The following is an 11926-nucleotide window of genomic DNA, read 5'->3' as shown; positions in this document are numbered from 1 at the left end:
AGCGCGTTGAGCAGTATATCGCGCCAGACCAACCGCATTTTGCGCCGTCCCTAGTTAAGACGAAACTTATTTTCAGCATAGGCATACAGTGGGCGCCATAACAGCCGGCTGAATAAAGTGACAAATAACACCATCACTGCGATCCCCAAAATAATCCGGGGATAATGACCCGCGGTAGTCGCCTCAGCAATATACGCGCCTAAACCATGTGCAACAAACTTCGTATCGCCCCATGAAACCACCTCAGCCACGATACTCGCATTCCATGCGCCACCCGCAGCGGCGATGGCACCTGTGACGTAATAAGGAAAAATGCCCGGCAGCATCACTTGCCGCCACCATTGCCAGCCACGGATCCGAAAGTTAGTTGCGACTTCTTTGAAATCATTGGGATAAGCACTCGCGCCAGCCACCACGTTAAAAAGGATATACCATTGCGTGCCTAAGATAATCAGCGGAGAAAGCCAGATATCCGGGTTGAGCTGAAAACGCGCAATCGTGACCACAAAAACCGGAAACAAAAGATTAGCCGGGAACGCGGCTAAAAACTGCGTCAATGACTGGACTTTTTCCGCCAAGGCGGGCCGCAGCCCAATTAAGACACCGATTGGCACCCAAACAATAGAGGCCAATGCAATTAAAATCAGCACTCGCAAAAAGGTGGCGAAACCCAGGCTTAATACGAGTAGCAAGTCGCTCCAGCCTACATCTGCGCAGATGTAATTTGATACTCGATAGACAAGATAGCCGGTGATAAAGAGTATCGCCCCTCCCCAGATCATGTCTACCGCCCGAGTACTTAAGCTAAGCGGGGCAAATTGGGTGAAGAACTTAGGCGTCAGCGCAAATGCCGGCTTTCTAAACGTAAACCGAATTGGCAAGCGCGCGATCTTCGCCAAAACCCAGCCGACCGGCACGAGCAAGCAACTAATTAAGCGCGTGCGGTGAATCAAATCAAGCAACCAAGATTCAGGCGCCAACCCCGAACTCGTCGTTTCAAGTCGGAATTTATCCGCCCACGCGACCAACGGACGAAACAGAAGTTGGTCATACGCCAAAATCACCGCCGCCATGGTCAAGATTACCCAGCCGACCGCGGTTAAATCACGCTGATTAATTGCCTGCGCCAGATAAGCGCCAACGCCGGGCAACGTGATAGTGTGATTTCCGACTGTAATCGCTTCCGATGCCACGACAAAAAACCACCCGCCTGACATTGACATCATCATGTTCCACACTAAGCCAGGCATTGAAAATGGAACTTCGAGCTTCCAGAAACGTTGCCACGCACTCAAATGAAAACTGCGCGAAACCTCATCCAAATCCCGCGGTACTGTACTCAGGGATTGATAGAAACTAAAGGTCATATTCCACGCTTGGCTGGTAAATATGGCGAAAATAGCCGCACACTCAGCCCCTATCACACGCCCCGGAAAAAGCGCCAAGAAAAAAGCCACGGTAAATGAGATATAACCCAACACCGGTACCGACTGCAAAATATCGAGTATGGGTATCAGGATTTTCTGCGCGCGGCGACTTTTAGCTGCGAGCGTGCCATAGATCAGGGTAAAAATAAGCGCTGCCACCATCGCCGCTAGCATACGCAACGTTGTGCGCAACGCATATTCGGGCAAATTGGCCGGATCAAGCGAAATCGCTTGGGTTTTTAATGTGGCGAGAGGCGCCATGGTTTGCTGAAAACCAAGCGCTGCCATTGCTATGACGCAAATGATTAATGGGAAAACCACGAAATCCCAACGATTTGGCAGCAACCGCCATGCCGAAGCAGCAGGCATCGGCAGCTTAAGAACAGGCAATTTCATGCACTCACCCGTTAAAATAGGTTAAACATAAATAACTGAAGGCCTAAAGCTAGCGATTACCTCTGGATTGATTCAAAGGCAATCTTCAAGCGTTTAGGCAAAATACGATGGATTATATTTTCTAAACTACCGCTGTCGCCGCCAATTCGATTGACGGGGCAGCGATTTCAGCATTAAATAAACTCTTTGCTAAGCGAACACCCCCCCATAGCGCCGGAATTTACCGATATTTGTTTGCATTATGCGACAGCATATGTCATCGCAGGCGCTCCTAGCTACGGTAAAATGCCGAGCTTTAATCAGAGATACCGATCATGAAAAGGCTGGCTATTTATCTAGCGCTCGCACTTGCCACTGCTAGTGTAAACGCGAAAGACTGGAAAGTCATTCGTTTCGGCGTCGACCCAAGTTACCCGCCGCTTGAATCTAAAGGCCCCGATGGTAAAGTGCAAGGCCTTGATATAGAACTTGGCGCAGCACTCTGCGCTCAATTGCAAGCACAGTGTATTTGGGTTGAGCAAGATTTTGACAGCATGATTCCGGCCTTAAAGGGACGCAAATTCGATGCTATTTTGTCCTCTATGACTATTACCGAGCCACGCAAAAAGCAAATCGATTTTTCCAATAAACTATTCGATGCTCCTGCCCGCATGGTAGCATTGGCGGATGCTAAACTAACGCCAGATGCCAAAGTGCTAAGAGACAAGCGGATTGGCGTGCAACAGGGTACCACCGCAGAAACTTATGCAAAACGGCAATGGGCGCCTAGAGGAGTTACCATTATCTCCTATGCAAACCAAGACCAAGTCTATGCCGATCTTTTGTCCAAGCGACTTGATGCCTCGTTGCAAGATGAAATACAAGCTGAGGTTGGCTTTCTAAAAACCCCGCGGGGCCAAGGTTTTGCCTTTGCCGGGCCATCTATCAAGGACCCTGAAACGTTGGGACAGGGCATTGCGATTGGCTTGCGTAAAGGAGATACGGATCTGAAGGAACAGCTCAATCAAGCACTTGCTGAGATTCGTCAAAACGGTACATATCAAAAGTTAACCCATAAATATTTCAACCGTAGTCACTATAGCAATTAAGTCGATTTTTTAAACTCTCATGCTTTTACAGGGATACGGCCCGCTTATTGCACAGGGCACATGGCAAACGATTCAGCTCGCGGTACTATCGCTGGCGGTCTCATTCGTGCTCGGGTTAGCTGGCGCCAGCGCCAAATTGTCAAAAAACCGGCTTGCCTCAGCCTGCGCCACCGCTTATACGACATTGATTCGCAGTGTGCCGGATTTGGTGCTCATGCTACTGATTTTTTACAGCATTCAAATTTGGCTCAATAACTTAACGGATTTGATTGGTCTTAATCCGCTAGAGATCGATTCGTTTTCCGCCGGCGTGCTAACCCTCGGTTTTATTTATGGCGCTTATTTCACCGAGACTTTTCGCGGCGCTTTTCAAGCCGTGCCGCGGGGTCAGCTAGAGGCGGGCGCGGCGTATGGCATGACGCGCTGGCAAATCTTTCGACGCATTCTTTTTGCGCAAATGATGCGCTTTGCGCTACCCGGTATTGGCAATAACTGGCAAGTGCTATTAAAAGCCACTGCACTGGTCTCAATTATTGGCCTTTCAGACCTTGTCAAAGCGGTACAGGATGCCGGCAAAGGCACATACAATATGTTTTTCTTTGTACTCATCGCCGCCCTCATCTATCTTGTGCTTACAGCGCTTTCGAATCTTGTGCTAATCGCTTTAGAGCGCCGTTATTTGGTTGGGGTCCGTAAAGCGGCGCTATGATCGAACTTCTACACGATTACTGGCGCGCTTATCTTTTCACGGATGGCTACCAAGCTACGGGGTTAGTCATTACGCTATGGCTATTAGTGGTGTCCATCGCTTTTGGTTTTTGCTTAGCGATCCCGTTGGCAGTCGCGCGGGTGTCGAGCCGGCGTTTGATTGCTGCGCCCGTGCGACTCTATACCTATGTATTTTGTGGCACGCCACTGTATGTTCAGTTGTTATTTTTTTATACTGGCATCTACACCCTGAATGTAGTGCAAACAACACCTCTGTTAAGCGATTTTTTCCGCGATGGCATGAATTGCACCTTACTCACCTTCGCGCTGAACACATGCGCCTATACCACAGAGATTTTTGCCGGCGCAATTAAAACCAGCTCACCCCATGAGATCGAGGCAGCGCGCGCGTATGGCATGAGCCAATTTACATTGTATCGGCGCATTATTCTGCCCTCAGCGCTTAGACGAGCTTTGCCGGCTTATAGTAACGAAGTGATTCTCATGTTGCATGCGACAACCATCGCTTTTACCGCAACCGTGCCGGATATTTTAAAAATCGCGCGCGACGCAAATGCGGCGACTTATCTGACTTTTCAGGCGTTTAGTTTAGCCGCGTTCCTTTATCTCTGTATTTCGTTTGCGCTAGTTTGGCTCTTTAGGCGAGCCGAGCGACGCTGGCTGGCTTATCTGTAAACGCGATACTACTCACTCTCTCTACCCATACGCTTCCTATGGACTCAGCTCACTATAAATTAGTCGTTACCGATTTGCACAAAAGATACGGTGCGCAAGAGGTCCTTAAAGGCGTATCGTTGCAGGCTAAGGCGGGGGATGTAATAAGTGTCATCGGCTCTTCGGGCTCCGGCAAAAGCACGCTTTTGCGTTGCATCAACTTCCTTGAGCAGCCCAACGCTGGAGGCATCATTATTGATGGCGAAGAAGTACACACCATCGCTAATCAGCAAGGCCAGTTGCAAGTTGTTGATCATAAGCAATTACAACGCCTGCGCACGCGGCTAGCAATGGTATTTCAGCATTTCAATTTATGGGCGCATTTAAACGTCCTGGAAAATATCACCGAAGCACCCGTGCATGTACTCGGCCTATCGCGCGCGCAAGCGCAAGAGCGCGCTCGTCTCTATCTGGATAAAGTCGGGCTCGGCCGCGAAATTGAAAAAAAATATCCAACGCATCTATCCGGCGGGCAGCAGCAACGCGTGGCGATTGCCCGCGCTCTTGCGATGCATCCAGATGTGCTACTCTTTGACGAGCCTACTTCCGCGCTTGACCCAGAGCTCGTCGGCGAAGTGCTCAAAGTGATGCAGACTTTGGCGAACGAAGGCCGCACCATGATTGTTGTCACGCATGAGATGGGCTTCGCGCGCCATTTATCCAATCACGTGATTTTTCTGCACCAAGGACGGATTGAAGAAGAAGGCCCCCCTGATGAGATCTTCTTGCATCCAAAAAGTGACCGGTTAAAGCAATTTCTGGCAGGCAGCCTTAAGTAAACTGTATCTTGTGCAGACGAATTTGACTTGTTCTTAAGCGCTTTTTTTCGAGAAATAACCTTATGTCCCGTAACCACGAACTGTTCGCGCGAGCCCAAAAAACCATCCCCGGTGGAGTTAACTCTCCCGTCCGTGCTTTTCGCTCGGTGGGCGGCACCCCTTGTTTTATCAAACGCGCGTTAGGACCTCATTTTTGGGATGCCGACGGTAAGCGTTACGTTGATTATATTGGCTCATGGGGGCCAATGATTCTCGGCCATTTAGATGCGCAGGTGCTGGCAGCAGTTGAAACTGCATTAACTCACGGATTTAGTTTTGGCACACCGACTGAGGCTGAGATTGAAATCGCGGAAGAGATTTGCAAGCTCGTCCCTTCAATTGAACAAGTCCGGCTTGTCTGCAGCGGCACCGAAGCCACCATGAGCGCGTTGCGGCTTGCGCGTGGTTTTACCAAACGCCAGCGCATTATTAAATTCGAAGGGTGTTACCACGGCCATGCAGATAGCTTGCTCATCAAAGCAGGATCGGGACTCTTAAGTTTTGGCCAGCCGACTTCGGCAGGCGTGCCGGATACGGTTGCGCAGCATACAACTGTGCTTGAATATAACAATCTAGAGCAATTGAGCGAAACTTTTGCGTCCATCGGGGCAGAAATTGCTGCTGTGATCGTTGAACCCATCGCTGGTAACATGAATTTGGTACGCGGCGCGCCTACCTTTCTTCAGAAGCTGCGCGAACTATGCACGCAACATGGCGCGCTTTTAATTTTTGATGAAGTGATGAGCGGCTTTCGCGTGGCGCTAGGTGGCGCGCAAGCACTCTACAACATTACACCGGATTTGACCTGCTTAGGCAAAATTATCGGCGGCGGCATGCCCGCCGCTGCATTTGGCGGGCGCCGCGAGATTATGGCGCATTTAGCCCCGCTTGGCGCGGTCTATCAAGCAGGTACGCTCGCTGGCAACCCACTCGCTGTGGCCGCCGGACTAGCAACCTTAAAGCGCCTGCAAGCACCTAATTTTTATGAACAGCTACAAACTCAAACCGCGCGCTTAACGGAGGGCCTCGCGCAGGCCGCTCGCGCCGCAGGCCTTGCCTTCTCAACCGATCATATAGGAGGGATGTTTGGCTTATATTTTACGGCTCGCCCTCCCACTTGTTTGGCTGAGGTTGCAAATTGCAATCTAGAGCATTTCAATGCTTTTTTCCATCATATGCTCGCTGCGGGGTTTTATTTCGCTCCATCCGCCTATGAAGCAGGCTTTGTCTCCATTACACACGATGCTGCAGTGATTGATGCAACGCTTACGGCAGCACGTGCCGCATTCTCAGCCTTAAATGACTAGAGTTCATGTTTTCTAACGCTGATTTCATGTATATGCAGCGAGCTTTGGCGCTTGCTGCGCGTGGCATGTATACGACGACGCCCAACCCGCGCGTCGGCTGCGTGCTGGTTAAAGATGGCGCGGTGATTGGCGAAGGATTTACGCAACCGGCAGGAGGCGCCCATGCGGAAATCCAAGCACTACACGATGCGCGCACGCGCGGACATGATCCCAGCGGCGCTACCGCTTATGTTTCATTAGAGCCATGCAGCCACTTCGGCCGCACCCCACCTTGTGCAAAGGCCTTAATTGAAGCGCAAATCGCCCAAGTCGTTAGCGCGTTGGAAGATCCGAACCCGCTAGTATCAGGTCAAGGCCTGGCTTTGCTGCGCGCAGCGCAAATTGATGTGCGTTGCGGTTTGCTCGCGCACGAAGCGTATGAGCTCAATCTGGGCTTTATTTCACGCATGACCCGCCACCGGCCATGGGTCCGCGTAAAAATTGCCGCCAGCTTAGACGGTCGCACCGCTTTGCCCAGCGGAGAAAGCCAATGGATTACAAGCTCTGCAGCACGCGCTGATAGCCATCTCTGGCGCGCGCGGGCGTGTGCCATCTTGACGGGCATTGGGACGGTACGCACGGATAATCCGCAATTGACCGTGCGTGGCGTTGACACGCCACGCCAACCACTACGGGTCTTAGTCGATAGTCGGCTTGAGGTGCCGCTCGATGCCCATGTATTAAATGGCCATGCTCCGCTACTGATTGTCTGCGCCTCGCTTGATGCTACGCGAGCGCAAAAAGCGCATGCATTACGCGCGCGCGGCGCCGAAGTCATTTCGCTTGCCAACCATTCTTCGGCTCAAGTTGATCTGCCTGCGTTGCTACACCTGCTGGGCGAACGTGGCATTAATGAATTACATGTTGAAGCTGGCCCAAGTCTAAATGGCGCACTTTTACAGCAGCATTGCATTGATGAACTGCTCATCTATTTAGCGCCCAGCTTATTATGCGATGCACTGGGTATGTTCAAACTTGCCGCACCCGCCTCCTTAGCGCAACGCGTCACGCTTTCATTTCAATCCGTTGAGCGAGTTGGCCGTGAGCTACGCATCCTGGCGCGAGTTGGCGCACTAGGCGATAACGATAAAACCGAGCGTGAGTGCGCCATCGATACCGCTTAACCCTTTTATTTTCAGAAAATTAAATCAAATGTTTACAGGCATAGTCGCTGCAATCGGTCAAATTGAAACGGTCAGTCCGCTTGGCGATAGCGCCGCCGGCGTGCGACTTGCGGTTAATCCAGGTTCTCTTAGCCTTGACGATGTTGCTCCGGGCGATAGCATCGCTCTGCAAGGGGCATGTATGACGGTTGTCGCAAAACAGCATACAGTCGACGGTCCGCGATTTATCGTTGACGTATCGCGAGAAAGCCTCGCGCGCACCGCAGGGCTCGATACACCCGGCGCAGTCAATCTTGAAAAAGCGTTGCGCGCTCATGATCGTCTTGGCGGGCATTTAGTGGCGGGGCACGTCGATGAAGTCGGCGCCGTGACTCACTTTGCGCCGGTTGGCGAATCCTATGAATTGCGTGTGCTTGCGCCCCCTGCACTAGGCCGCTACCTTGCCTATAAAGGCTCGGTCACCGTAAACGGCGTAAGCTTAACGGTTAACAGCGTGCACGATCGGGTTGATGGCTGTGAATTTTCAATCAATCTGATCGCGCATACGCTCTCGGCTACCACGTTAAAGCTACTCAAAGTAGGCGCCCGCGTCAATCTTGAGATCGATTTAATCGCCCGTTATGTTGAGCGTATTTTGAGTTCTTCAAAAGCCTCCTCACAATAAGCTAAAGCCTTACTAGAGCCAACAGCAATATCTCTTTTGACGCCAATAGCGTAAGATTCATATTTTACGTTTGCCCATCGTTATGTCCATTGCTTCTACTCAAGAAATTATTGCCGAGCTTAAAGCAGGTCGGATGGTGATTCTGGTTGATGAGGAAGATCGTGAGAATGAAGGCGATCTAATGCTCGCGGCAGACTTTGTAACCCCCGAAGCGATTAATTTTATGATCCGCTTTGCGCGGGGTTTAGTCTGCCTAACGCTTACGCAAGAGTGCTGCGAGCGGCTCAATTTGCCGCTGATGACCCCCAATAATGGGACGCAATACAATACCGCCTTCACCGTTAGCATTGAAGCCGCGCAGGGCGTCACCACTGGGGTCTCCCCAGCAGACCGCGCGCGCACCGTGCAAGCTGCCGTGGCGCGCAATGCGCGGGCGACAGATATTGTACAGCCGGGCCATATTTTCCCGGTAGCGGCGCAGCCTGGCGGCGTGCTCGTGCGCGCTGGCCACACTGAAGCGGGCTGCGACCTTACCCGACTAGCGGGCCTTACGCCGGCCGCGGTCATTTGCGAGGTCATCAATGACGATGGCAGCATGGCGCGTTTGCCCGATCTGATTGATTTTGCAGCCAAGCACTCCCTTAAAATCGGCACCATTGCAGATTTGGTGCAATATCGCAGCCTGACTGAGTCGATCATTGAACGTGTCGCCGAACGCCCCATGCACACCCCGCACGGGGCATTTCATGCGGTTATTTATCGAGACAAATCCAACGGAGCACCGCATATCGCACTTGTGCGTGGCACCCCCCAGCCTGACCGCACGACTTTCGTGCGCGTCCATGAGCCTATGTCGGTACTGGATTTACTTGAAATCGATGGCGCCACCCACTCTTGGACCCTGCATGCCGCTTTGCAAGAAATCGCGGCCAGTGAATGCGGCGTCATTGTATTGATGAACTGTAGCGCCTCAAAAGAGTATTTATTTAATGCGTTTGAAGCGTGCAATCAGCCAGAAAAAGCTGCGCAGCTTAAGCATCGACCAGCAGATTTCAAAACTTATGGCGTAGGCGCACAAATCTTGCGCGATTTAAACGTAGGTAAAATGCATGTGCTTTCGAGCCCACGCAAACTGCACGCTATGTCGTGCTACGGCTTAGAAGTGACAGGCTTTGCCCCGATGCCAGGGGTAACTGCTGTACAGTAAAAGCGATTGTCTATTGAGACATTCTCCAGGCTTCATAAACTACTATTTTTATAACCCGAAATTATGGAAATTAACCAATATCAACCCGATCTAGACGGTAATGACCTTTCGATTGGCATCGTGCAATCGCGTTTTAACGAAGCGGTTGGCAATAGCCTAACGGATGCTTGCCTTGAAGAGCTTGAACGGCTCGGGGTAGAGAGCGAGAATGTGCTCTGCATTACTGTTCCTGGCGCACTTGAAATTCCCTATGCTCTGCAAAAACTCGCTGTCAGTGGAGAGTTCGACGCCTTCATCGCTCTTGGCACAGTCATTCGTGGTGAAACGTATCACTTTGAAATTGTTTCAAATCAGAGCAGTGCAGGCATTCAGCAAGTTGCTCTTGAGTTTCAAATTCCGATTGCTAACGGAGTGCTCACGACAGATACGGAAGAACAAGCGATCGCCCGTATCGCGGAAAAAGGCCGTGACGTGGCGCGCGTTGCCGTTGAAATGGCAAACTTATCGACTGCGATTGATCTCTCTTTAATCCCCGAGGAAGGAGACGAAGACGAGGAAGACTTCGAATGAAAAGCGCCCGTCGCCGCTCCCGCGAATTTGCGGTACAAGGACTATATCAATGGCTGCTCTCTGGAACGGATGCTAGCGCTATCGTCGCCCAGTTACAGTCGGCCCCAGGGTTTGGCAAAGCTGATCGAGAGCATTTCGATACGCTATTGCAAGGGGTAATCCGCGATGCTAAAGCCCTGGATACACAGTTAACTCCCTGTATCGATAGGCCAAGCGCAGAATTATCCCCAATCGAGCACGCCGTCTTGCTAATTGGCGCATATGAGCTCATGCATCATATTGAAATTCCATACCGTGTGGTGATTAATGAAGCCGTCGAAGTAACAAAGACTTTTGGTGGCACGGATGGCTATAAATATGTGAATGGCGTGCTGGATAAACTCGCCGCACAGCTACGCGCGGTTGAAATACAACCGGCGAGCCGCTAACTTTATATGCACGCAGCACAGGCGCTATTGTTAGAATTTTTTTGCTATACGCCCAGCTCAGCAGACTCTCCCCTGCCATCGACTTTCTGATGGTTCTCACCGAGTTCAAGCTGCGCTGGCCTTGAGGCTGGGACAATCACGATCTTAGGGGGCTGAGCTGCCGTTGCTGCGACAACTTTCTTGGAATTTTTAGGCGCGGCATAAGCCGTTGCCACAAGCGATTTTTTGGGACGCGACAGTGCGGTGCCATTGGGCGTTTTATTATATGCTTGGATTACGGAGCGGCTGGGCTTTTGCGGTAGATGAATAGATATATCATGCCCTTGCGCAACACTGCGTAAACGCTCGCGCTCGGCTTGGACTTTAGCACCATAAATACCGTCATACTTTGACGTAGCGCCAACATATAAGCGCAGCCCTTGGGCCAGCGACCCACCTCTTATAATACAATCTTTTAAAATCAAAGCGCCGACCTTAAGATTAGCCAGCGGGTCAAAGGCCGCCGCAAGCCCGCCAAAATGGTCGAATTTATCCGCATGTAACTTAGACATGACCTGCATCAACCCTTGTGCGCCCACTCCACTTTCCGCATACGGATTAAATCTGGATTCAATCGCAATCACAGACAATAGGAGTAAAGGATCAAGGCCAAATTCTCGGCCCGTAATAAAGGCCTCTTTTACGAGCTTTTTGAGTGGCTCGCGCGCAACACGATAACGACGCGCAAGATAATCAACCACCCATTTCCGTTCCTCTACCGAAGCCAAAACTTGCGCATCGCATGCATCGGGCGCAATGCGGGCAGAGGTAATTTTACGTACGCGCGCTTCAAATGCAGAAAGTGGCATTGCCTTAGCCAGTTTTTTGACCTCAAGCACGTCGCCAGCCGGTTTATTAGAATGCAAAGACGGCTTAGCCTGCTGAGAAATTTCAGGCACTGGCGCGAGCCGCGCCATAAACGCTTGCCGCGAGGCCGGTGACAACCAACCTAGGATGACGCCCGCAATAACGACAAAACAGACTGAATAAGCAAAGTAACGACTGATATAGGCACTATGATGCAGGATTGCGCGCACCGCAGGCACAGACATCAGTCTCACGGCACCTCTTGCCGCAAGAGGCGAAAATTTCACATATAGCAGGCGTGCTGCCTGAATGCCCCACATGCCCAATTGGAAAACCCATTTCCGCTCCAGCCGACAAAGACAGCCATAACATACCCGCAGTCCCCTCATAAAGGCCGCGGCGAACGGAACTCTAAGGGTCGGTTGGTTAGAAGGAGGAGGTAAGTGAGCGTTCATGTAGAAAATTTTAGCAGGCTTTTATGTCCAGTCAATCTTACCAATAGACAAAATAATTACTTTTAGTAATAAAAGGAGGGTTTTTGAATAAATTACCTGCGTTTCTCTTGGCTT

General features: G+C 51.1%; 12 protein-coding genes. 10 read left to right on the top strand and 2 right to left on the bottom strand.

Annotated elements, in window-relative coordinates; all coding sequences use genetic code 11:
• Nucleotides 1-50: 50 nt before the first annotated feature.
• Nucleotides 51-1823, bottom strand: coding sequence for an ABC transporter permease (locus tag MCB1EB_RS00810; RefSeq protein WP_045363622.1), 1773 nt, complete (start codon nt 1821-1823; stop codon nt 51-53).
• 314 nt (nt 1824-2137) lie between these two features.
• Here MCB1EB_RS00810 and MCB1EB_RS00805 point away from each other — a divergent pair, with 314 nt between their 5' ends.
• The 10 genes from MCB1EB_RS00805 to nusB all read left to right on the top strand — a co-directional run bounded on the left by MCB1EB_RS00805 (nt 2138) and on the right by nusB (nt 10511).
• On the top strand, nt 2138-2911 hold the full coding sequence (locus tag MCB1EB_RS00805) for an ABC transporter substrate-binding protein (RefSeq protein WP_045363624.1): 774 nt from the start codon (nt 2138-2140) through the stop codon (nt 2909-2911).
• Nucleotides 2912-2930: 19 nt separating this feature from the next.
• Nucleotides 2931-3620: an ABC transporter permease gene (locus MCB1EB_RS00800; RefSeq protein ID WP_045363627.1), complete on the top strand. Its 690-nt coding sequence runs from the start codon at nt 2931-2933 to the stop codon at nt 3618-3620.
• Complete coding sequence (locus MCB1EB_RS00795) at nt 3617-4315, top strand: ABC transporter permease (protein WP_045363630.1); 699 nt, start codon at nt 3617-3619, stop codon at nt 4313-4315. The genes MCB1EB_RS00800 and MCB1EB_RS00795 overlap by 4 nt, the downstream gene beginning before the upstream one ends.
• Nucleotides 4316-4353: 38 nt before the next feature.
• Nucleotides 4354-5133, top strand: a complete 780-nt coding sequence (locus tag MCB1EB_RS00790; protein ID WP_045363633.1) for an ABC transporter ATP-binding protein — start codon at nt 4354-4356, stop codon at nt 5131-5133.
• Between the two features lie 62 nt (nt 5134-5195).
• A complete protein-coding gene (hemL, locus tag MCB1EB_RS00785; RefSeq protein ID WP_045363636.1) occupies nt 5196-6479 on the top strand; it encodes a glutamate-1-semialdehyde 2,1-aminomutase in 1284 nt (427 codons plus the stop codon).
• A 5-nt stretch (nt 6480-6484) separates the two neighbouring features.
• Nucleotides 6485-7642, top strand: a complete 1158-nt coding sequence (ribD, locus tag MCB1EB_RS00780) for a bifunctional diaminohydroxyphosphoribosylaminopyrimidine deaminase/5-amino-6-(5-phosphoribosylamino)uracil reductase RibD (protein ID WP_045363639.1) — start codon at nt 6485-6487, stop codon at nt 7640-7642.
• A gap of 28 nt (nt 7643-7670) precedes the next feature.
• Entirely contained in the window at nt 7671-8306 is a 636-nt protein-coding gene (locus MCB1EB_RS00775; protein WP_045363642.1) for a riboflavin synthase, read from the top strand.
• 82 nt (nt 8307-8388) lie between these two features.
• Complete coding sequence (gene ribBA, locus MCB1EB_RS00770) at nt 8389-9513, top strand: bifunctional 3,4-dihydroxy-2-butanone-4-phosphate synthase/GTP cyclohydrolase II (protein ID WP_045363645.1); 1125 nt, start codon at nt 8389-8391, stop codon at nt 9511-9513.
• Between the two features lie 63 nt (nt 9514-9576).
• Nucleotides 9577-10083 (top strand): 6,7-dimethyl-8-ribityllumazine synthase, encoded by a 507-nt coding sequence (gene ribH, locus MCB1EB_RS00765; RefSeq protein WP_045363648.1) that lies wholly within the window; start codon nt 9577-9579, stop codon nt 10081-10083.
• Entirely contained in the window at nt 10080-10511 is a 432-nt protein-coding gene (gene nusB / locus MCB1EB_RS00760; protein WP_045363651.1) for a transcription antitermination factor NusB, read from the top strand. The genes ribH and nusB overlap by 4 nt, the downstream gene beginning before the upstream one ends.
• Before the next feature lie 44 nt (nt 10512-10555).
• On the opposite strand, the gene MCB1EB_RS00755 is transcribed toward nusB, so the two are convergent.
• Nucleotides 10556-11602 (bottom strand): lytic transglycosylase domain-containing protein, encoded by a 1047-nt coding sequence (locus MCB1EB_RS00755; protein WP_431311519.1) that lies wholly within the window; start codon nt 11600-11602, stop codon nt 10556-10558.
• Between the last annotated feature and the right edge of the window lie 324 nt (nt 11603-11926).

Origin of the sequence: Mycoavidus cysteinexigens (assembly GCF_003966915.1) — a bacterium.
Taxonomy (GTDB): Bacteria; Pseudomonadota; Gammaproteobacteria; order Burkholderiales; family Burkholderiaceae; genus Mycoavidus; species Mycoavidus cysteinexigens.
This window is presented reverse-complemented; position numbering and strand designations above follow the sequence as displayed.

Excerpts from the sequence above, each read along its gene's own strand:
- MCB1EB_RS00810 (WP_045363622.1), bottom strand. The coding sequence starts at position 1,823 with ATGAAATTGCCTGTTCTTAAGCTGCCGATGCCTGCTGCTTCGGCATGG.
- MCB1EB_RS00805 (WP_045363624.1), top strand. The coding sequence starts at position 2,138 with ATGAAAAGGCTGGCTATTTATCTAGCGCTCGCACTTGCCACTGCTAGT.
- MCB1EB_RS00800 (WP_045363627.1), top strand. The coding sequence starts at position 2,931 with ATGCTTTTACAGGGATACGGCCCGCTTATTGCACAGGGCACATGGCAA.
- MCB1EB_RS00795 (WP_045363630.1), top strand. The coding sequence starts at position 3,617 with ATGATCGAACTTCTACACGATTACTGGCGCGCTTATCTTTTCACGGAT.
- MCB1EB_RS00790 (WP_045363633.1), top strand. The coding sequence starts at position 4,354 with ATGGACTCAGCTCACTATAAATTAGTCGTTACCGATTTGCACAAAAGA.
- hemL (WP_045363636.1), top strand. The coding sequence starts at position 5,196 with ATGTCCCGTAACCACGAACTGTTCGCGCGAGCCCAAAAAACCATCCCC.
- ribD (WP_045363639.1), top strand. The coding sequence starts at position 6,485 with ATGTTTTCTAACGCTGATTTCATGTATATGCAGCGAGCTTTGGCGCTT.
- MCB1EB_RS00775 (WP_045363642.1), top strand. The coding sequence starts at position 7,671 with ATGTTTACAGGCATAGTCGCTGCAATCGGTCAAATTGAAACGGTCAGT.
- ribBA (WP_045363645.1), top strand. The coding sequence starts at position 8,389 with ATGTCCATTGCTTCTACTCAAGAAATTATTGCCGAGCTTAAAGCAGGT.
- ribH (WP_045363648.1), top strand. The coding sequence starts at position 9,577 with ATGGAAATTAACCAATATCAACCCGATCTAGACGGTAATGACCTTTCG.
- nusB (WP_045363651.1), top strand. The coding sequence starts at position 10,080 with ATGAAAAGCGCCCGTCGCCGCTCCCGCGAATTTGCGGTACAAGGACTA.
- MCB1EB_RS00755 (WP_431311519.1), bottom strand. The coding sequence starts at position 11,602 with ATGTCTGTGCCTGCGGTGCGCGCAATCCTGCATCATAGTGCCTATATC.